Raw genomic sequence first — 22,017 nt, forward strand, 5'->3', positions numbered from 1 at the left:
CCTTTTTTTTGGGCATTTTTTAATTTAACGTTCAACGTTCAACTTTTAACTTAGACATCGGCAACATCAAACATGGCTAATAAATTGATAACAGTGAATGAGATTGGCACGATTTGCTAGCGTAGTTACAAAATTGCTACTATTATAGCTATTGCTAATATAGCCACGGTATATCGTGGTTTACGATTAACCTCGATATTTAGCGTAAATAACGTAGTTTATTCGTGCCTAGTAAGTCACTTTAGGAAGATCAATGGATAAAGAAATTAAAGCCTATCTCGCCGATTCTGAATTATTACTAAACGCTGTTGGTGAAGGTATTTACGGTTTAGATACACAAGGGCGCGCTATTTTTATTAATCCTGCTGCAGAAGCCATGACCGGCTGGTCTTACGCTGAACTATTGGGACAAAATATTCATCAGTTTCATCATCATAGCTATAGCAATGGTGAGCCTTATCCTGCTTGTGAATGTAAAATATTCAATACCGCGCTTGACGGTATTTCTCGACAGGTGAGTGGTGAGGTGTTCTGGCGCAAAGATGGCAGTAACTTCCCTGTTGAGTACACAACACGAGCGGTTTATAAAAATAACCATATTATTGGCGCTGTTGCGGTATTTCGTGATGTGAGTCAGCAACAACAAATTGAGTTGGCACTGCGCAGTGCCTTGGAAAATGTACAATCACTTACTGAGCAGCTTCAGGCTGAAAATACCTATCTACAGAATGAGTTAGCGCAAGAGTGGTCGTCTGCTGGCTTGGTGGGTAGCAGCCCAATAATCACCAAAATGTTGGCGCAAGTAGAGCTAGTTGCACAAACTGATAGTACCGTACTTATTTTGGGAGAGAATGGCACAGGTAAAGAATTGGTTGCTCGTAATATTCATGCCTTAAGTCAACGTAAAAACTCTACTATGGTAAAAGTTAATTGTGCTGTATTTACCCCCAGCTTACTTGAATCTGAACTATTTGGGCATGAAAAAGGCGCATTTACTGGCGCTACTGAACGACGCAAAGGCCGTTTTGAATTAGCGAATGATGGCACGTTATTTCTTGATGAAATTGGTGAATTATCCATGGCAGCACAAGGCAAGTTACTACGGGTATTACAAGAGCAAGAGTTTGAACGGGTCGGCGGCAGTGAAACTGTTAAGGTTAATATAAGGGTTATCGCGGCTACTAACCGTGATTTATCGGCGATGATTACCCAAGGTACATTTAGAATTGATTTGTTTTATCGGCTTAATGTTTTTCCGGTTACTGTTCCACCGCTGCGTGAGCGCCAAGAAGATATACCACTGTTATCACAGGCGATTATCAGCACACTGAATAAAACGCTAGGTAAAAATATCAGTGCTATTAGTAACCGTAGCTTAACTCAATTAATGCAATATCAATGGCCCGGTAATATTCGTGAATTGCAAAATGTACTTGAGCGCGAGATAATTTTAACTAAATCGACTATTCTAAACTTTAACTTTAAAACCTCGTCAAAATCACTTACCCCTCCTGTTATTGAAACCTTAGCACAAGTGGAAACCCGCTATATATTAAGTGTGTTAAAAGCCTGTAAATGGCGCATTGGCGGTGAAATAGGTGCCGCTAAGCAGTTAGGCTTACCTGAAAGTACATTACGCTCTCGCATGAGTAAATTGAAAATTGTACGTCCTAACTAATAACTTCACTATAAAAATAATATGCAAGGCACGATATATCGCTAATGCACGATATATCGTGCTTTATGGTGGGTACTGTAAAGAATATAAAGTTATAAATATGATATTAAACAGTGAGTTAATTTAATTTTATAACTTGGTTCATATTTTGCTATTAGTAACTATCCTAACGTTAGTTTTAGCAGTAAACCATGAAGTTTGATTTTAAAGCAGAAGATTTGATCATTAAGCCCTACAAATCTGAATCCTCAGTCTATGTTCGTCAACAAAAAGGTCGTTATCAGCGTATTCGACAATTCACTGGCTTAGCCTTTGTTTTATTATTTATGTTGATGCCTTGGCTTAATTTTCAAGGTAATCAGGCTGTTTTACTGGATATAGGTAAGCAACAGTTTCATATTTTTTCACAAACATTTTTTCCACAGGATTTTATCATTCTAGCGGGATTATTACTGGTTAGTTGCTACTTACTTTTCTTTTTAACCACGTGGCTTGGTCGAATTTGGTGTGGTTATACCTGTCCTCAAACCGTATGGACCTTCAGTTTTATTTGGGTTGAAGAATGGTTGGAGGGTACGCGCAATAAACGTATTAAACGTGATGAACAGCCATTGTCATTAGAGACCTTAGCGAGAAAATCAGCCAAGCACTTTATTTGGGGATTAATCGCATTTTTTACCGCAACAACATTTATCAGTTATTTTTTACCGGCCCGCGCACTGTATCTTGATTTACTACAATGGCAGTGGGATGGCCTGACAACTTTCTGGGTGCTGTTTTTTGCTGTTTGTACCTACGGTAATGCCGGTTGGTTACGTGAAAAAATGTGTATTTACATGTGCCCGTATTCACGCTTTCAATCCGCCATGTTCGACAAGAATACCCTAGTGGTTGCTTATGATAAATTGCGTGGTGAAAGCCGCGGTGCTCGTAAACGTCACCAGCAGCCAAAAGACCTAGGTTTAGGTGATTGTGTAGACTGTAACCTTTGTGTGGAAGTGTGCCCAGTGGGTATTGATATTCGTAACGGCTTGCAATACGAATGTATTAATTGCGGTGCTTGCATTGATGCCTGTGATCAAACCATGAGTAAATTTAATTATGCTAAGGGCTTAATTAGTTATACCAGTGAAAATGCACTAGAAGGTAAAAAGGTTAAATTACTACGGCCGAAAATTATTGGCTATGCTGTTATGTCGGTATTAGCCATGGCGTTTATGATTTTTACTATTCAAGTGCGGGTGCCAATTGAATTTTCTATTTTGCGGGATCGTGGCACATTATTTCAGCTCGACTTTCAAGATAAGGTGACGAATAGTTACTTATTGAAAATTACTAATAAATCAAAAGTTGATCGCCAATTTAAGATCACAGTATTGGAAAAAGTAGTAAGTTTAAGTGTTGACGGTAAGGTGATGATAAAAGCGGGTGAAATCGCCAGTGTACCTGTACATTTAACGATGCCCCCGGAAAACATCAGCCAAAAAATTACGTCAGTGACACTGACTGTTGCCGTTGATAATATGCCGGAAATTAAGGTTGTTAAGCAAACTAAATTCTTTTCAAAGTAATTAATTTTTTAGCTAGTGGCTAGTGATTGTGAAAAAAGATCTCTAGGTGAGGTTTTTTTAATTACATCATGCAAAGTGCATTACGGAAGAAAAATACGTTAAAATAGCATGACTTGGACGATGAGTAGTGAAAATGAATAGAGAACAAAGCATGACCAAAACGATCAAACAAAGCATAGCCAATATTGCCCTCGTGGTTGAAGACTATGATGATGCGATTGCATTCTATAGCAAAAAATTAAACTTTCAGCTGATTGAAGATACTGACTTAGGCGGCGGAAAACGTTGGGTGCAAATATCACCACCGAATTCAAATGGCACCAACATACTGCTTGCTAAAGCCAGTAACGACGCGCAAAGCCAATCAGTGGGCAATCAAGCGGGCGGACGAGTATTTTTATTTCTGCAAACCAATGACTTTTGGCGCGACTATCAACAGATGAAAAGCCAAGGTGTCGAGTTTAACGAAGAGCCGCGCGTGGAAGAATATGGCACGGTTGTCGTGTTTAAAGATTTATATGGGACAAAATGGGATTTATTGCAGTTAAATGATGCGACTGGCTAGATTTATAGCTATCAGCTATCAGTTATCAGCCGTCAGTCATGAGTTAATGTAGCTGCTTAGTTAAATTCGATGATATTAAAGTTTCAGTTATTAAGCTTTTTAATGTGTGGACACTATGAAAAATTAAGGCTTAGTAAATCAAAATTATGTAAAGCTGGATGCTGGCCATATGGGTGACGGGCATAATGTTATTTTATTTGAACGACGCTGACTTTAAAAGTCACTTTAATGCAAACTAAAGCAATATCGTTCCAGTTTGAAGAATATTCAAATAGCGCTGATGAACAGAAATAATTATTTTTTGATATGTAGCGGCATACTACAGGCGGTATTTCGCTATATATTTCAAAGCAACTCTTGCTAATCACCCCTATTTTTCAGCAATAAAAAAGGCGCTAATCAGCGCCTTGTTTATTTGCTTGTTGTACTAATTGTTGTGCTACTCGTTTTAATCTTCTAATTCCGCTTCGTGTTCACTAAAGTCAGTTATGCCTTTTGCTTCCAAAGCCCGACGAACACTCGCGGGTAATTTTTGTGTGTTGTCTTTAGCCAAGTCACTATCATCAGGTAATGGTTGGCCAGTAAAAGCATGTAAAAACGCTTCACATAACAATTCACTGTTGGTGGCATGACGCAAGTTATTCACTTGGCGACGTGTACGTTCATCAGTGAGCACTTTTAACACACGTAAAGGGATAGACACGGTGATCTTTTTGACTTGTTCACTTTTCTTCCCGTGTTCGGCGTATGGGTTAATATACTCGCCATTCCACTCTGCCATGAATATTCCTCTATGCTAATTAATTGAGATAAACTTATCGATGTTAAACCTGTTTGGTAGGCCAGTTTATGATAAATTTATTCTTACTACTTGATTTTACTGGTTGTGGGGCCTGAGTCAATAACGAATGTGTAGAAGTTTAGAAGTCTAAAGTACTTGACCCAAGAACTTAAACCATTTAGATTGATAGACGTCCAAACATCTATACAGAAAATATTTTTACCGGAGTACACATGAGCGAGAAAAAAATTGCCACTACCGCTGTTCGAGCAGGTATTAATAGCGACCAACACCATGGCGCTGTTATTCCAGCTCTTCACCTTTCAAGCACCTATGCACTGAAAGGTTTTAATGACAAGCGTCAGTTTGACTATTCACGCACCGGCAATCCAACTCGCGCTACGTTTGCCCAAGCTATTACAGATTTAGAGCAGGGTGCCGTTGGCATAGTGACAAATACCGGCATGTCAGCGGTGCATCTTATTTGCCAATTACTTGATACACAAGACACGGTTGTTATTCCGCATGATTGCTATGGCGGAAGTTTTCGATTATTTACCCATCTTGCCAAGCGGGGGCAGTTTACGCTCGTGGTGGTTGATCAAAACGATCAACAAGCCTTGGCGCAAGCCTTAGCAACAAAACCTAAATTAGTCTTAGTTGAATCACCGAGTAATCCATTGTTACGCTTAGTTGATATTGCTGCCATTACCAAACAAGCCCATCAAGTTGGCGCATTAGTGGCGGTTGATAACACCTTTATGTCGCCGGTATTGCAACAACCCTTGCTATTGGGTGCTGATATTGTTTTTCACTCTACCACCAAATACATTAATGGTCATAGCGACGTGGTTGGCGGTGTGCTAGTCACCAAAGAACAAGCCTTAGGTGAAAAACTAGCTTGGTGGGCAAACTGCATTGGTATTACGGGTTCAGCTTTTGATAGCTTTTTAGCTTTGCGTGGCTTAAAAACTTTGCCCATACGGATGAAGCAGCATCAAATTAATGCCAATGCTGTGGCAAAATTTTTGCAACAGCATTCGGCTATTCAACAGGTTTATTTTCCGGGTTTAGCTAGCCATCCGCAACATGAATTAGCTAAAAAACAGCAGTATGATTTTGGCGCTATGATGAGTTTTGAGCTTAAAGGTGGCGTTGAAGCGGTTAAAATACTGTTTGATAAACTTGAACTTTTCACCTTGGCACAATCACTTGGTGGTGTTGAAAGTTTGATCTGTCATCCCTCAACCATGACCCATGCGGGGATGGAAATTGAAGCACAACTTACCGCCGGTATTACCCAGTCATTAGTGCGACTTTCTGTTGGTATTGAAGATATTGACGATATACTGGCCGACCTATCTCAGGCGCTCGATGCCAGCCAAGCTTAAAGTGGTTATCCATAGTTATCCATAGTTATCAATGTACTTTGGCTGCGTGTTATATATCAATAATTTAAAGGCGGTATGACAAGGTTGTCATACCTGTGGTAGTAAAATGATCGGTTCAAATACAGCGGTAACGCTTAGCTCTGCAAAAAATCACTTGGCAAAAGTTGCCTGTAATGTCCATAAATTTGGTGGTAGTAGTTTAGCTACCAGTGCTTGCGTTGAACGTGTGGTGGATATTATTCGTCAGCATTGCCAGCTCAATGACATTATTGTGGTATCTGCTAATGGCAATACCACAGATGCATTATTTACTCTTTATCAACTCGCGGTTGAGCTTCAGGAAATAACTTCGCTGAACACTGAGCAAGTGAGCACGAGTAATGACCTAAACACCTTACGTGAGCATTTACGGGTAACTATTACTGCCCTTGATGCGACGCAAGCTCAGTTAATTGATGAACTGTTAAATGCCAGTAGTGCCGCCAGACTGAAAAGTTTACTCAAGCAAGATGTTGCACAAATAACAGAACATTTACTGAGTGATCCGCTAAGTGCTCCCCTTAGTGAGCCATTGAGTTATCAAAATGACTTATTGGCCTTTGGTGAGGTTTGGTCAGCGCGCTTGTTATCTGCGGTATTGAGTGAAAGTGTGTGTCCAAGTTATATGTTGGATGCCAGAGACTTTCTTTTACTAAAAGATGAAAAAAATTGTGCTATTGACTATAGCGTGAGCCAAGAAAACTTTTTACCGCTTCAACAACAAGACCAACTGGTGATCGTTACCGGTTATATTGCGCGTAATCAACAGCAACAAGCCTGCACGTTAGGGCGCAATGGTAGTGATTACTCAGCAACCATAATGGCGGCACTATCAGGCGCGGGCAATGTAACGCTTTGGACTGACGTTGATGGTATTTATAGTGCTGACCCAAGGCTTGTACCTTTAGCGAGAAAATTACACCGTTTACCTAATGCGGTTGCCAATGAACTGGGCCGTTTGGGTAACCCAGTATTACATGCCAAAACCTTACAGCCATTAACCAACCATAATACCCATTTACATGTTGCCAGTAGTTTTGCACCTGAGGTTAGCGGTACTGAAATAGGCAAGTTTGGCCAAATAGCAAAACAAGAACTTTCAGTCACCAGTTTAAACGATTTAATATTAGCGAAATCAAGCAGCTTTTTAGCTAAGTCTGGCGAATTAGCGGTAAGTGAATTTTCACCGATTTGTTACAATCTTGACGAAGGTTACCTAGTCGTCACGCAGGCCCAACAAAAAGCGCTTAGCCAATGGTTAGCCAGTCATGACACCGAAGTAACCTTTAGGCCAGTAGCGATTATTGCCATTGTTGGCCATAGTGTCGCGAAACAAGGCGACATGCGCGCTAGGTTTAAAAGAGCGCTTAAGCATCAACAATGCTTACATTTTTTGCATGCCTTTAATGAACACAGTTATATTGCGGTTTTACCTGAGCCATGCTCGAGTGAAATACTCAATAATGTCCATGCGGATATGACCAAAGACGCGAAAAATATTGCCCTTGTTGTCGCTGGATTAGGTAATATTGGCCAACGATTTTTAACCATGTTACCAAAGCAAATAGCGCGTGTTTCAGGCTTAGACAATGTGCACTTAGTCGCTTTAGTGGGGGCAAGTAAAGCCTTAATAAATACCGATGGCATAGATGTCGCTAATGCTTTGTTACATTATCAACAACAAGCGCAGCCGTATGACAGTGAGCAACTGTTAACTTGGCTGACTAATCACCCTTATGACGAGTTGATTGTTGTTGATATCACACCCAGCGAAGACTTTAGTCAGTTGTATGAAGAGTTTTTTGCCCGTGGCATTCATGTTATTGGTGCGAACAAGTGGGCGGCATCTTCAAGTACTGAAAATTATCAGCAATTGCTTAAAACAGCAGAAAAAAATAATAGCTTATGGTTGGGTAATACCACAGTTGGTGCTGGTTTGCCTATTAACTCAAGCATTAAGGAGTTGATGAATAGCGGTGATAAAATAACGGAAATTTCGGGTATATTCTCGGGCACTTTATCCTGGCTATTTCAATTTTACGATGGCACAACGCCATTTTCTGCGCTGTTGTCGAATGCCTTAACGCAAGGGTTGACTGAGCCGGATCCGCGAGAAGATTTATCAGGGCGAGACGTACAGCGTAAATTATTAATCTTAGCGCGTGCCGCAGGTTTTGAATTGTCGTTAGCTGATATTGACTGTCAGAATTTAGTGCCAGAATCATTACGTGATATTAGCTTAGAGGCGTTTCTTCAACGAACGTCTGAGCTTGATGAGTTGTTTTTATTGCGCTTACAGCAAGCACAGGCAAAAGCCTGTGGAATTCGTTATGTTGCTCGCTTTATCAGTGAGAATGGTCAAGTGAGTGCGAAAGTTAGCTTGGAAGAATTAAGCCATAACGACGCGTTTGCTCAATTAACCCCATGTGATAATGTTTTTCAAATTAAAAGCGAGTGGTATCAAGAAAATGCGCTTATTATTCGTGGTCCAGGTGCTGGACGTGATGTTACTGCGGGTGGTATTCATGCTGATTTAGTCACTATTTGCCAGCAGCTAAATCATCGTCAACAGCAAGTTAAAATCAAAGGGTTAAATTAAACATTTTTGCTAGCGGGAAGTGATGCCAAGGGGTATAAATAGCGTTAAGCAGGAAGGTTAAGTAAAGTTTTGGCGCGATTCGTTATGATCAAAGTATCGCGCCAAATTCATCAGGAAATTAATTAACCTGGGTTTTTATTAGCCAACAAAACAGTGTATTCTTGTTTTGTTAGCTGTTAATTAGCGAGGTCTTAGAAAGATGTACCTATGCTAAATACTAGGTTTTCGTCACTTTCAGTACCTGATAATTCTTTTGAATTAGCCACAAGCGCAATACCCACGTCGAAACCTGAAACTTCTGTACTGTAACCTGCTTCTAGGTAGTCGCCATCAAAATCGTCACCCCAAGTGCCGTAAGTGGCATAAAAACCTTTATGTTCAACCGTTGCAGATAAGAAATCATAGTCTTGGTTTGCAGCACCTTCAACTTCCCACTCACCGACATTATAAGCAAGTGAAAACATGCCGTAACTTAAGCCTAAGTTTACTTCATTATAAGAAGTATCAAAATCACCGGTATATTGGTAAGTCGTAAAGCCAAGGCTATAGCCTACACCACCCTCGAGTTCGCCGCCGTAACCGCCATAAACGTCTACTTCTAAACCCTCTTGTACGTCAGCTGCCCAAGTGCCAATATAAAAACCACTGTTTTCATAATCAACACCCGCACTAGCAGAGGCGGTGTCTGTTTGTACTATGCCACGGAAAATATATTGTGATACCGCACCCACATTGGCACTTAAGCCTTCTATGCCAGTAGCAGATGCTGACGTTGCTGTAAGTGCAGAAGTTGTTAATATCATCGAAATTGCTAGAGAGGTCATTGTTTTGTTCATGTTTTAGTCCACTAAGTTTTTATAATTACTAAGGACATTGCAAAGACAGTGCCTATTTAATTAAATTTTTATAAAGACTTTATTTTCAGCGGCTTAGTGATTTTATTGAGGTGTTTCTTGGTTGAGTCAATTGACCATTTTGTACAGGCTTGGTGCAAAAAAAAGACGAATGTACAAAAAAGGTGCACAGCATTGCTGACAATAACCACCCGTATTGAGCTCAATATTGCGTCATGGGCGAAAACTTCAGCGTTAATCTAGCCGTTATTATTGCTTTTAATATCGATTTTTGTGTGGGTTCTCAGTCGCAAAATTATGGTAATTGAGGTAAAGTAGCGAAAATTTTTTTAAGGTTATCATTATGTCTAATTTTTTAATTGCTCCCTCAGTTTTATCGGCAGATTTTGCTCGTTTGGGTGAAGATGTTGCTAATGTGCTCAGCGCTGGTGCTGATGTAATTCATTTTGATGTAATGGACAATCATTTTGTGCCCAACCTGACCTTTGGTCCAATGATCTGTAAGTCATTACGAGATTACGGTATTACCGCGCCGATTGATGTGCATTTGATGGTAAAACCTGTTGATCGTCTTATTCCTGACTTTGCCAAAGCGGGCGCTGATATTATTACCTTTCATCCAGAAGCGAGCGATCATATTGATAGAACTTTGCAGTTGATTAAAGATCACGGCTGTAAAGCAGGTTTAGTGTTAAACCCAGCAACGCCGCTGCATGTGTTAGATTTTGTCATGGATAAGCTCGACGTTATTTTACTAATGTCAGTGAACCCTGGTTTTGGTGGGCAATCTTTTATTCCTACCACCTTAGATAAGTTACGTTTAGTCCGTGAAAAAATTGCGGCCAGTGGTTACGACATCCGCTTGCAAGTTGACGGCGGTGTTAAAGCTGACAATATTGCTGAAATAGCCAAAGCGGGGGCTGACATGTTTGTTGCAGGCTCAGCCATTTTCTCCAAGCCAGATTACAAAGTCGCGATTGATGAAATGCGTGCAGAACTTGCAAAAGTAAAATAAAAAAATATTGATTAAAACACGATTAAATCACATTACATTAAGAAAAGTTGAAGGATAAAAAATGAGTAAACCTATTGTATTAAGCGGCTGTCAGCCATCTGGCGAGTTAACTATTGGTAATTACCTTGGCGCGTTAAAGCAATGGGTGGACATGCAAGATAGCCACGAATGTTATTACATGCTGGTTGATCAACACGCGATTACGGTGCGTCCTAAACCTGAAGATTTACGTAAAGCGACCTTAGATGGTTTAGCCTTGTATTTAGCTTGTGGTGTTGACCCAGAAAAAAGCACCATTTTTATTCAGTCGCATGTGCCAGAGCACGCGCAATTGAGTTGGGTATTAAATTGCTACACCCAAATGGGTGAGTTAAACCGCATGACACAATACAAAGATAAGTCGGCAAAGTCTGAAGCTAATATGAACTCAGGTTTATTTACTTATCCGGTATTAATGGCGGCAGATATTTTATTGTATGGCGCGAACAAAGTGCCAGTTGGCGATGACCAAAAGCAACATTTAGAATTAGCCCGCGATATAGCGACTCGTTTTAATAATCTACATGGTGAAACCTTTAAAGTACCAGAGCCTTATATTCCAGAATTTGGCGCCCGGGTGATGAGTTTATTAGAGCCCACTAAAAAAATGTCAAAGTCTGATACTAACCCGGGTAATTTTATTGGTTTATTAGAAGATACCAAGAAAATTACCAAGAAAATTAAACGTGCGGTAACTGACTCTGACGAGCAAGCGAATATCTATTTTGACATAGCTGAAAAACCAGGTGTGTCAAACTTGTTGTCACTTTTATCGTGCACAACCGGTAAATCAGTGGCTGAACTTGTGCCTGAATATGAAGATAAAATGTATGGTCATTTAAAAGGTGATGTAGCTGAAGCCGTGGTTGCTTTATTAGCGCCCATTCAAGCGCGTTATCATGAATTTCGTAATGACCAAGCTTATCTAGATGAAGTGATGCGCAAAGGTGCTGAAAAAGCCTCTGCGCGTGCGAGTAAATTGCTTGCTGAGGTTTATCAGGCGGTTGGCTTTATTGCTAAGCCTTAATCTCTGCACTACTCATGCTGACGAGTTATTAAACTAGCGATTAAGTAAGTCACTAAGTAAGTCACTAAGTAAGTCACTAAGTCAGACATAAAAAAGTCGTCGTATTTACGACGGCTTTTTAGTTTTTATTTTTCAATTCAGTCTTAAAGCTGTTTAAGTGTTTAGGGCTGAATGACTGCTATTCTTTATTATCTTCAGCGGCCTCTTTGGTTACTTTTTCAAATAACTTAGCACTGTCACTGACAAAGCTTTCAACATCACTGCTCGGTGTAAACAAAAAGGCTGGCGACATGATGGTGGTGTCAAACTGCGGCCGGGGATTAAAGTCGGGTTGTTTACTTAATTGGACGATAAAACTACCGCCAAATAACAACAATACCAAACATAAAGACACGAAACTTCTGCGTTTTAATGTCATATGAAAGCCGACGTAACAGTTGAGCCAAAACAAACAAAACGCTAGCAACAAAGGAACAATGGCCAGCAGCCATAACATTGAAGCGTTGCTTGAGGTATTAAAGTGCACAATGTTTTCAAAAATATCACTGAGCCACATTAAGTTGAAGAAGATATAGCTAATACCCATTTGGGTCCAAAAACGGCCATCGTGTTTGGTTAAATGCGACACTAAAGCGATACCTGCTGGCCATAAGGCAAAACCTAGCGTTAAGCCAATGGTGGGCACGAGTATTTGCGTTAAGCTAACTTCGTTAACATTGTTTAAATTAATAATCCAACCACCAATAAAGGCAAATAAGGTCATGCTTAATGCCACTACCATAGGGTGACGCGCTAAGTTAATTAAGCCTTCAAAAGGGCTAATTGCTATGCTTTCTGAAACCGGATGGCTGGGAAAGACAAAACGAACTTGGCTTTTTCCAATAGTGATAATGTCGCCAGAATGCACTTGATGTTGAATAACGTTGTCTTTACTGTCTTCAAGATAACTGCCATTCATTGAACCTTGATCATTAACTAGCCAATGTTCACCATTAAAATGCAGTTGCAGGTGATCAGCGCAAACGTGAGGGTCACTAATGATAATATCGTTATCGTAACCGCGGCCAATGCTAATGTTATTTGAGGCAAACTTGTGGCGGCTTAATAATTTATGACCATGACTGATTTCTTCAATAATTATTTCCATGAAACCGACTCCATAAATTTAGCTAGAAAGGCTAATGAGGTTTCTTGTGCCACACCTGAAATCGTAAAATGGCTGAGCAATGCGTATTGTTCGTGATCTACCGAGATGGCAATGTAGAGCACATCGTAAAGTGCGGGGAAGTCTTTATAAGCGCGGGTACAAAATACTGCTTTATTCTTAATATTACTGCTGTTGGGCGTAACGATATCATGGTGGCATTGATATTCAGTGACATCATCTTTACCGGCTTTATTACCTGGCGCGGCTTGATTTAACTGACGTTCAAAAATATGGTAAAACTTAGTGCTACCAATTTTATCTGATTCCATATAGCGGTATTCCATTTCTAACGAACCAGTAAAAAAGTCAGAAGAAATGTAAGTGTTCTCATCTAGGTCACAATTAGCAACAGCCGCCATAATTTGTGCGTCGGTTTTATCTGAGTTGGATTCACCCCAACAACGTACAAAAGGTACGTCAACGGTTGGAATTAAGCCTCGACCTAACGGTTTCAGTTGCCAGTCACTGTTCAGTATTGTGGTGATTAACTTTTTTTGATTTTGCATAAGTTGTGCAGCCATTTGCTGCTCAATACTTTCTGGTGGGCTATTTTTATAGGCCTGATAAAGCTCAAGTAGCTTGTCGTGCGGCACTAAAAAGCCAATTTGATTACCCGAAGTAGCGACATTAATACCAACAACTTCGGTATTTTTGTTAACCACTGGGCCGCCACTCATACCTGAGTTAACCGAGCCAGTAAAATGAATGCGATCATTAAATGATTCATTTTTTAAACCATTATAAGTGCCGGGCACGACTATCATGCCTAAATCATGTGGGTTACCTAATGAATATAGTTCTTCACCTTTAGTCGGGGCTTGTTGGGCAAGCTGAAAAAAGGGCATTTCAGCCGTGACTTCACGTTGCACTATGGCGAGGTCATTAATGACATCAACACTTTTTAAGGTTAATGGGGCTTGGTTACCTTGGTTGTCTAAATATTCAATCTTGTATTTATTGGGATGACGGGCAAAACCGGAAATAACATGATAATTAGTAGCAATAAGGCCACTGCTGCTAATTTGAAAACCCGAACCAATGGATGATTTTTCACCACTGGCTTTGTCAATTAAGCGAATTTGATAAAGTGATGGGGCCAGTTGTTTAAAAATTTCTTCGGCCTGCTCAGCTGCGAAACTTAATGTACTAAAGCACATAAGTAGCAGAGCAAAAATAGCTTTCATTGCATATCCTTTTGTATTATTACTTTGGGAACTGTTTGATATTTAGGCAAAGCAGAACTTGTCTGACTACCATTGTGCCAGTGTAATCAAATTTGTCATCTTTTATCCGACAATATGACTATTTTGCTTGATGCAATGCACTAGTGTAACGGGATGAAAAAAAGCCAAACTAATTTGCGCTATTTGAATGCCCGTTTAATATCCGGTTAATACCTGTAGAAGCTTATGAAACTAATAGGCGTCTATTTAAGCAATAAAAGCGTTAGATGATTAGGTTTATCACTGGCATTAATTTTTGTTCTTTTTGTCTGCAGATAAGCTAAATAAAGTCATATGGTTATTGTTCCAGATTAACTACAAGTGGCGAAATTTTTATTGGTGAAATACTCGCAATCACCCTAGCAGATTATTGTGATGAACAGCCAAATTACTCTGGTGTGTTTTAACCAACATAAGTGGCTAATAATTTAATGAAACGGGTATCAGATCAAGCTAACGTTAAAACGTTTATTTAATATCTTGTTGTCTGCTACTAGTTTTAGTATGATTAAATGATAATTGTTATCATTTAGATATAGGCTACTATGACCTTATACGAATTACCCCTTAATCAACCAGCTCATATCAGTTATTTACCGGCAAACTTTGCGTTAAGTGCGCAGTTAATTGAACAGGGCTTCGCCTTGAAAAGTGAAATATCACTAGCCCATAAAGCGCCTTTTAACGGTCCACTTGCCTTTCATTTGCATGGCACAAAAATGTGCCTGCCAGCGACCATTGCCAAGCAAATCAACATTAAGTTATTAACCAAATGATAGAACAAAATATTGCACTGGTCGGTTTTGCTAATTCAGGCAAAAGCACACTTTTTAATGCCTTGGCGGTGGCAAAACAGAAAACAGGTAACTGGACAGGTGTCACAGTTGCCGCCAAACAGCAGCAATGTCAGCTAAATAAAAAACTGACATTACTGTCTGATTTACCTGGCATTAGCTCTTTAGCGCAGCGAAGTCAGCAAAGTAAAGATCTGTCGGTTACCCATGACTTTATTAAGCAAAATCACATTGATTGTTTAATTAATGTGATTGACGCCACACAACTTAAGCGCCAGCTGTATTTAACTACACAGCTGCTTGAGCTTGGTTTGCCTATGATAGTGGTGCTAAATAAATCAGACCGTAAAGAAGCCGCTAATATAGATTTGCAAAAACTGTCTGCTCAGTTAGGTTGCCCAGTAGTTACTGAAAATAGTGTTGGAAAACATGCGGGCAAAAAAATTACTGCCGCATTACAACATATTCCTAGCCCGCGGGTCGCTGGGCATTTATTGACCCTACCCGAAGCATTAGCTGATTACTCAGGCATGCCACTTGAATTAGAACGCCAAGCTTGCGGCAACACACCAGGCTGCCAATCAACTGATAAAAAGGCTATGGCGGTCATGCAAGCAAGGTATGACTTTATTTATCAACTGGTTGCTGACGTGGTTACTGCCCCCAGTAATAATGCTCAATTTAGTGACAAGTTAGACCGTTGGATGTTGCATCCAGTTTTAGGTGTACCGATTTTTTTAGTGATGATGTACTTGCTCTTCATGTTTGCGATTAATGTTGGCGGTGCTTTTATTGATTTTTTTGATATTTTAGCGGGCGCAATATTTGTTGATTATCCACAACACTTTTTAAGCGCATTTAACTTACCCGCCTGGCTAAGTACTATTATAAGTGGTGTCGGTTTAGGTATTCAAACCGTGGCAACATTTATTCCTATTATCGCCAGTTTGTTTATTGGTTTGTCACTGCTAGAAAGTAGTGGTTATTTAGCCCGAGCTGCATTTGTGGTTGATGCCGCGATGCAAAAAATTGGTTTGCCGGGTAAAGCCTTTGTGCCATTAATTGTTGGTTTTGGTTGTACCGTGCCGGCGGTGATGGCAGCGCGCATTTTGGATAATGAAAGAGAAAGAATCACCACCATAATGATGTCGCCATTTATGTCTTGCGGCGCTAGATTACCGGTTTATGCCTTATTTGCGGCAGCTTTCTTTCCAGAGTCAGGGCAAAACTTAGTATTCTTGTTGTACCTTATTGGCATTGCTGCTGCGGTATTGACTGGGCTGATGTTAAAGAAAACCATTTTAATGGGTAAAAACTCTATTAATATTATGGAATTACCTTTGTATGAATGGCCAAAACTGTCATATTTGTTGAAACGGGTATGGCAACGCACACGCTCTTTTATTGTTGGCGCGGGTAAAACCATCATAGTGGTGGTTTGTGTTTTAAACTTCTTTAATTCTTTAGGCACAGACGGTGAATTTGGTCATCATGACACGCAAGACTCTTTGCTAAGTAAAAGTGCGCAGGTGCTAACACCCTTGCTTGCGCCAATGGGGGTTAAAGAAGATAACTGGCAAGCCAGTGTTGGTATTATTACTGGGCTATTTGCAAAAGAGGCGTTAGTGGCTACTTTTAATAGTTTATATTCACCGGTTTCACAAGCGCCAACAGCACCCGATTCTATGCCGGTATTATGGCAGCAAGCGCTAGCCAGTATTAGCGATAATTTACAAGGCATAGCAGCAGATGATCCCTTAGGTACTGACATTGGTGATGTGTCTAGCGTAGAAGTTGCTGCACAAGCACAAGGCGTTGAACAAAGTACCATTACCATTATGCAAGCCGCTTTTGCGGGTAAAATTGGCGCATTTTGTTATTTGCTTTTTATTTTACTTTATACGCCATGTGCGGCGGCAATGGGGGCAATTAAAAATGAAGTGGGTACACGTTGGGCAATGTTTGCCGCATTATGGAGTTTTACGTTAGCCTACTTATCGGCAGCAGGATGTTACCAACTTGCGGTGTTTTCATCACAACCTGTTCACTCGTTCATCAGTATTGTTGTGATCATGGCAGTATTTTTTAGTATATATTACGGTTTAAAACGAGCAGGTAAAAACATTCTGACCATACCTACGTTGGTTTCTTATCGTTAACACTCAGGCCTTTAATTATCGTTAAGTAATCAATTCGACTGATATAGCACCTGATAACGCTATCTTTGCACAACATAGCGTTATTTATCTTGTCGAACATTACTAAACAGCTTAGGCTATATTGAATCTTAGTTGTAAAAAGCAGTATTGAAAATATGGATAACATACAAGCAAAGCGTTATTTACTGAATAAAACTGAAACTATTGAATATACTCCATTTGGTCCTGATGTGAGTGTTTTTAAAGTAAAGCATAAAATGTTTGCGACATTATCGCTAGGCAAAGGTAATGAAAAAGGCACTAATGGTAAAATGGCAGGGCATTATTGCATCAACTTAAAATGTGACCCTGACGAAGCCGTTATGCTACGTGATGTTTTTGATGCGGTTATACCAGGCTACCATATGAACAAAACGCAATGGAATACGGTTATTTTAGATGGTTCAATTCCACAAGGTGAAGTTGAACGCATGATTGATAATTCCTATATGCTAGTAGTAAACAAGATGCCCAAGCAAGACCAGCAGTCGCTGCTAATGCCTTTATAAAATTAACATTAGCGCTAAAATAGCACCAAACTGATGAATGGTGCTTGCTAACCTGAACTATTAAGCTGATGGCCTTAAATCTAGCTAAGACTAATCCTATTAGTCCTGAATCCAAAACCAAAACCAAAACCAAAACCAAAACCCAAAATAGCCAACGCCATAGTATTGAGCTTACAGACCTTGTCTGCAATAACTGCTCCCCATTGCATTTACATACGATTTGCTGAATCGTTAACCTGACACTCACCTTATTTTTAACAATATCATCAATTCAACCTTGTAATCATGATGCTTTTTGTATTCTTGAGTGTCTCCACCACACAATTAATTTATGCCACCTAAATACTGTTATTTTAAATAAAGCTCAATACTTATGCTGTATTTGTTGCTAAATTAACATCAGGATAAGATAAAACAACAGGCTGATAGTGTTGAATCTAAAATACCCCTTGGTATCTTCTATAACCTTACTCATTATTTTGGGGCTTGGGATCTTGTCTTTTAATCTACAAAGTTTTTGGCATCAGGACAAATACTCGGTGATTATTGCGGTTTCTAAAACTCCTTTGTCTACGCCTTTTTATATTGCTAAAGCGATAAATGCTTTTGATGACACCTGCGTTAGGGTTAAGTATGAGCAGGTAATAGGAGGTAAATCTGCATTTGATAAGGTGATGAGTGGCGAGGTTGATTTTGGCACAAGTTCTGATTCGGTTATTGCTTTTCAAAGTTTGACTACGCCATCATTTGTCAGCCACGCGATGTTTGTCCAATCTGATAATGATGTGAAATTAATTACCCATTCTGCCGATAACATAAAATCAGCCTTGGATCTAAAAGGTAAAAAAGTGGCTGTTACCCAAGGTACTGCCAGTGAATATCTGTTAAGTACACTTTTAGCGATTGAAGGCTTAACTATGGCTGATGTGAAGTTATATTATGATAAACCGCCACAATTGCTACAAGCTTTTAGTCGTGATGAGGTTGACGCTATTGTGTCTTGGGAGCCCTTCGTTTTTCAATTGTTGCAAGCACTTGATAAAAAAATAAAAATTCATGATACCAAAAGTTTAAGCACATTGAGCTTTAATTTAATTTCTCAAACCGCAGACAGTCAAGGGGTAGAAAAAGCAAAATGTGTCATTCAAGGACTACAAACTGCCATCCATTACATTGCTTCGCATCCACAAGCCGCTAAAAAAATAGTGATAGATGAGCTAAATTTAGATCCCGCATTTATTGACTGGGTGTGGCCTGATTATATTTTTAAGCTCGGATTGAATCAATCATTGATATTAAACATTAGATCTCAAGCACTATGGGTAGTGGAAACACAAATGAGAGTATCTAATAGTGCGCCTAACTCATTGCGCTTTGTTGATAGTAGGGCATTGCTACAGGTCGATCCTGGAGCCGTAGATATACCGCTGCAGATATTCCCCGGTAAATAAGGTTTTTTATGAAGATAAGCTTACAGCAACATATTTACTTTTTTACCCTGAGTACCGGTTTATTGTTCACTGTACTTGTGGGGAGTATTTTATGGTCCACTCAAGTAGTAGAAGTCGCTTTAGAACGAGAACAGTATGCCAATAAAGTTGAAAATCATACTAACATTTTAAAGCAATTGCTTATCAATGAAGACATTTATGCCAGCGATTACAATACCGATAATTGGCTGGTTTTAGACCGTAAATTTAATGAGTTACTGAGACGTAATCCTAGCTTGACACCAGAACAACAAACCATTCAAAACAGTATTGAAAGCCAGAATAAGAATGTACAAAGGTTATTTAATACCATCAATAAAAATCAACTAAAAAATGCCGATGAGAAAATTAAAAAGCATTTAAAAACCAGGTTGATAACGCAATTAGAAGCTATTCGATCTGACACAATACAGCTCTCCAGCATAGTTCAAAAAGACATTGCAAACGTTATTAAGCAGCAGATCATATTTATTCTATCTATACTCGCACTTAGCCTTTTTATTCTAGTTTATGGTGCGGTTAAATTAGTTAAAATTTTTAGCACATCACTCAATGAAGTCAAAACAGCCTTTGAAAAAAATCGCAGTGGTAACTTTCAAAAAATACAACTTTCTAATCAATCAGAAGAGTTTAATGGTATCGCTAATGCCTTTAATAACATGAATAAAGAATTGAGTGAAACAACGATTTCTTTAGAGTCAATGACCAAAATTGTTGCAGAAAGAACTCAAGTATTAGAGCAACTATCTAACACCGACCCTTTAACCAAAGTGGCCAATCGTCGGGCACTGTTTGAACGAGGCAATGACGAGTTTTCTCGTGTACAAAGAAGCAAAAACCCATTGGCTGTCATTTTGTTAGATTGTGATTTATTTAAAAATATAAACGATCAGTTTGGTCATTTATTCGGTGACGAAATTTTGAAAAATATTTGCAAAGTTTGCACTGAAGAAATACGCAGTATTGATTTTTTTGCTCGTTATGGCGGCGAAGAATTTATCATTATTTTACCCGATAGTGGTGTCAACGCCGCAGTAGAAACAGCCCATCGTATTCAACACGCTTTAGCTGATCATTGCATAACATATGAAGGTGAAGATATTTTTGTGACTGTCAGTATTGGTATTTGTACTGTTAATGATCAACATATTGATTTCGAAAACTTAATAAAAGATGCTGATTTAGCTATGTATCAAGCCAAGGAAAATGGCCGCAATAGAATTGAAGTGTTTGGCGATAGTATCGTTGATTAATTGTAACATCAGTAATGGTCATTATCTCAATACGTGCGTAGTAAGTGTGAGGAGTAAGTTAGGCTCATTGCATGCTTTTAAACATAGCCCTCAAACCACAGTATTGAAGTTAGCCTTTGCGAAAGTGATAGAGCTTACTGTTCTACCGCTTATTGTTCTAAAAAAACATTCTAAAAAAGCATGCTAAAAATTATTGCAAAGCAATTGGTTATTAGTGTTTATGAGTTAGGTGTATTGTATCTAGATATTAAAGGGCTTTAATATCTATGCGATTATGTCATGCTTAACACTAGTTTTAACACCTTGATAAAATTGTTATTAACTTATTTAAGCCCTTGCCTTTGTTCGTTATTTTCCATGCCATAAACAAGTCTTGAGGTGGACGTTCTTCAGCTAATTTGATCACAATGAGCTCGCCTGACTCAATGTGATCTTGGATCAGGTTTTTGGGTAAATAGCCAATACCGATGCCGGCAATAATAGCGGCAGTTTTGATGGCAATAGAGCTGACAAAAAAATGTTGGCTGCCTGCAATCATATTAACCGACCATGGAATTTGATGCTGTGCTGAGTCATGAACAACCACATTTCTATAGCCTGATAACTGTTCTAATTTAATCGGCTGCTTAATAAGTGATAACTCATGTGCTTTATTGACCACTAACACACTGTTTAACTCAGCTATTTTTATTGCTCGGATACCTTTTTGATTAGGTACAGGTGCAGGGGCGCCAATCACCAAATCAACTCGGTCGTCAATTAACGCTTCCCACGTGCCGTTCATCACCTGTTCTTGCACATCAATCTCAATACTGTGATGTGCAGCTAAAAACCCTTTTATGCCATTAAAAATAGTTTTTATATCCATAATTGAATCACAAGCAAGACGAATTTTTGGTTCCCAGCCATTAGCAATGGTTTGTGTTTGCTCTGACAAGGTATTGATTGCACTTAAGACTTTTCGCCCCTCAGACAATAAATGTTTGCCTGCTGGCGTAAGAACAGCTCGACGACCTTGGCGCTGAAATAGTGTGACATTTAACTGCTCTTCAAGCTTCTGCACAATATAAGAAAGCGCTGAAGGCACTTTATTTAATTGCTCTGCTGCGGCCGCATAACTACCACGAGTTTCAATGGCGTCTAATACAAGTAATGCTTCTAGGCTTATAGCGGGTGTCTTCATGTTGTTTAATCCAAACACTTAATTGTTCAAATTATTTGAACATAACAAACAAATACTAGGGGTTATTTAACAGCAATTCAACTTATACAATAGCGACATACTTAATTAACAACACTTAAAGGCATTTAGCATGGCAATTACCAACATCATTAATAGCATCACTAAAACTGAACAATCTTTATCACCATTACCACTACGATTAATCGCAGGGCTTATTTTTAGCGCTCACGGTGCGCAAAAATTATTTGCTTGGTTTGGTGGTTATGGCTTAGACGGTACAGGCCAGTGGATGGAATCGATAGGGCTTACGCCAGGATTTTTAATGGCATTGCTAGCCGGTAGTGCTGAATTTTTTGGTGGCTTATTACTCATCGTGGGTTTTCTCACCAGACCGACAAGTTTTGTTTTAGCCGTTACTATGATAGTTGCCATTTTTAGTGTCCATATAACGAGTGGCTTTTTTATCAGTAATAATGGCTATGAGTTTGCTTTAGCGCTATTAGCTATAACTCTTGCCTTATTTATTCAAGGTGGCGGTAAATACTCAATAGATAACACAATTTATCGCCAGTTAAACAAAAATGCTTAACTGGCGCTTACT

The 22,017-nt window shown here is 39.3% G+C and carries 18 protein-coding genes; 13 read left to right on the top strand and 5 right to left on the bottom strand.

What is annotated here, in order from left to right:
- Positions 1-253 precede the first annotated feature (253 nt).
- From H4J65_RS04265 to H4J65_RS04275, 3 genes are all read left to right on the top strand, one after another.
- Positions 254-1,678, top strand: coding sequence for a sigma-54-dependent Fis family transcriptional regulator (locus H4J65_RS04265; RefSeq protein ID WP_182195864.1), 1,425 nt, complete (start codon positions 254-256; stop codon positions 1,676-1,678).
- Positions 1,679-1,869: 191 nt separating this feature from the next.
- Positions 1,870-3,249 (top strand): cytochrome c oxidase accessory protein CcoG, encoded by a 1,380-nt coding sequence (ccoG, locus tag H4J65_RS04270; protein WP_182195868.1) that lies wholly within the window; start codon positions 1,870-1,872, stop codon positions 3,247-3,249.
- Between the two features lie 151 nt (positions 3,250-3,400).
- Positions 3,401-3,814, top strand: coding sequence for a VOC family protein (locus H4J65_RS04275; protein WP_182196053.1), 414 nt, complete (start codon positions 3,401-3,403; stop codon positions 3,812-3,814).
- 448 nt (positions 3,815-4,262) lie between these two features.
- On the opposite strand, the gene metJ is transcribed toward H4J65_RS04275, so the two are convergent.
- Complete coding sequence (gene metJ / locus H4J65_RS04280) at positions 4,263-4,595, bottom strand: met regulon transcriptional regulator MetJ (protein ID WP_182186199.1); 333 nt, start codon at positions 4,593-4,595, stop codon at positions 4,263-4,265.
- Between the two features lie 233 nt (positions 4,596-4,828).
- Here metJ and metB point away from each other — a divergent pair, with 233 nt between their 5' ends.
- Together metB and metL are read left to right on the top strand one after the other, a co-directional pair.
- Positions 4,829-5,986, top strand: a complete 1,158-nt coding sequence (metB, locus tag H4J65_RS04285; RefSeq protein ID WP_182186196.1) for a cystathionine gamma-synthase — start codon at positions 4,829-4,831, stop codon at positions 5,984-5,986.
- 106 nt (positions 5,987-6,092) lie between these two features.
- On the top strand, positions 6,093-8,624 hold the full coding sequence (metL, locus tag H4J65_RS04290; RefSeq protein ID WP_182195872.1) for a bifunctional aspartate kinase/homoserine dehydrogenase II: 2,532 nt from the start codon (positions 6,093-6,095) through the stop codon (positions 8,622-8,624).
- Between the two features lie 191 nt (positions 8,625-8,815).
- Here metL and H4J65_RS04295 read toward each other — a convergent pair whose 3' ends face one another.
- A complete protein-coding gene (locus H4J65_RS04295; protein ID WP_259367516.1) occupies positions 8,816-9,460 on the bottom strand; it encodes a TorF family putative porin in 645 nt (214 codons plus the stop codon).
- A gap of 361 nt (positions 9,461-9,821) precedes the next feature.
- Here H4J65_RS04295 and rpe point away from each other — a divergent pair, with 361 nt between their 5' ends.
- Both rpe and trpS read left to right on the top strand, forming a co-directional pair.
- Positions 9,822-10,493: a ribulose-phosphate 3-epimerase gene (rpe, locus tag H4J65_RS04300; RefSeq protein ID WP_182192209.1), complete on the top strand. Its 672-nt coding sequence runs from the start codon at positions 9,822-9,824 to the stop codon at positions 10,491-10,493.
- 61 nt (positions 10,494-10,554) lie between these two features.
- A complete protein-coding gene (gene trpS, locus H4J65_RS04305; RefSeq protein ID WP_182137328.1) occupies positions 10,555-11,559 on the top strand; it encodes a tryptophan--tRNA ligase in 1,005 nt (334 codons plus the stop codon).
- A gap of 178 nt (positions 11,560-11,737) precedes the next feature.
- On the opposite strand, the gene H4J65_RS04310 is transcribed toward trpS, so the two are convergent.
- Together H4J65_RS04310 and H4J65_RS04315 are read right to left on the bottom strand one after the other, a co-directional pair.
- The gene (locus H4J65_RS04310; protein WP_182195876.1) at positions 11,738-12,706 is read right to left on the bottom strand and encodes an FHA domain-containing protein; all 969 of its coding nucleotides are present in this window, start codon (positions 12,704-12,706) and stop codon (positions 11,738-11,740) included.
- Positions 12,697-13,950 carry a serine protease gene (locus H4J65_RS04315; RefSeq protein ID WP_182137330.1) on the bottom strand — a complete coding sequence of 418 codons (1,254 nt, stop codon included), beginning with the start codon at positions 13,948-13,950 and terminating at the stop codon, positions 12,697-12,699. The genes H4J65_RS04310 and H4J65_RS04315 overlap by 10 nt, the downstream gene beginning before the upstream one ends.
- Before the next feature lie 584 nt (positions 13,951-14,534).
- On the opposite strand from H4J65_RS04315, the gene H4J65_RS04320 reads away from it, so the two are divergent.
- From H4J65_RS04320 to H4J65_RS04340, 5 genes are all read left to right on the top strand, one after another.
- A complete protein-coding gene (locus H4J65_RS04320) occupies positions 14,535-14,765 on the top strand; it encodes a FeoA family protein (protein ID WP_182137331.1) in 231 nt (76 codons plus the stop codon).
- Positions 14,762-16,942 (top strand): ferrous iron transport protein B, encoded by a 2,181-nt coding sequence (gene feoB / locus H4J65_RS04325; protein ID WP_182195880.1) that lies wholly within the window; start codon positions 14,762-14,764, stop codon positions 16,940-16,942. The genes H4J65_RS04320 and feoB overlap by 4 nt, the downstream gene beginning before the upstream one ends.
- A gap of 155 nt (positions 16,943-17,097) precedes the next feature.
- Entirely contained in the window at positions 17,098-17,490 is a 393-nt protein-coding gene (locus H4J65_RS04330; RefSeq protein WP_182137333.1) for an MmcQ/YjbR family DNA-binding protein, read from the top strand.
- Positions 17,491-17,918: 428 nt separating this feature from the next.
- On the top strand, positions 17,919-18,941 hold the full coding sequence (locus H4J65_RS04335; protein ID WP_310649916.1) for an NrtA/SsuA/CpmA family ABC transporter substrate-binding protein: 1,023 nt from the start codon (positions 17,919-17,921) through the stop codon (positions 18,939-18,941).
- A gap of 8 nt (positions 18,942-18,949) precedes the next feature.
- The gene (locus tag H4J65_RS04340) at positions 18,950-20,233 is read left to right on the top strand and encodes a GGDEF domain-containing protein (RefSeq protein WP_182137334.1); all 1,284 of its coding nucleotides are present in this window, start codon (positions 18,950-18,952) and stop codon (positions 20,231-20,233) included.
- Positions 20,234-20,528: 295 nt separating this feature from the next.
- On the opposite strand, the gene H4J65_RS04345 is transcribed toward H4J65_RS04340, so the two are convergent.
- A complete protein-coding gene (locus H4J65_RS04345; RefSeq protein WP_182195884.1) occupies positions 20,529-21,416 on the bottom strand; it encodes a LysR substrate-binding domain-containing protein in 888 nt (295 codons plus the stop codon).
- A 130-nt stretch (positions 21,417-21,546) separates the two neighbouring features.
- On the opposite strand from H4J65_RS04345, the gene H4J65_RS04350 reads away from it, so the two are divergent.
- Positions 21,547-22,005 carry a DoxX family protein gene (locus H4J65_RS04350; protein WP_182195887.1) on the top strand — a complete coding sequence of 153 codons (459 nt, stop codon included), beginning with the start codon at positions 21,547-21,549 and terminating at the stop codon, positions 22,003-22,005.
- Positions 22,006-22,017 lie beyond the last annotated feature (12 nt).

It is taken from the genome of Colwellia sp. MB02u-9 (assembly GCF_014077085.1).
Classification (GTDB): Bacteria; Pseudomonadota; Gammaproteobacteria; order Enterobacterales; family Alteromonadaceae; genus Cognaticolwellia.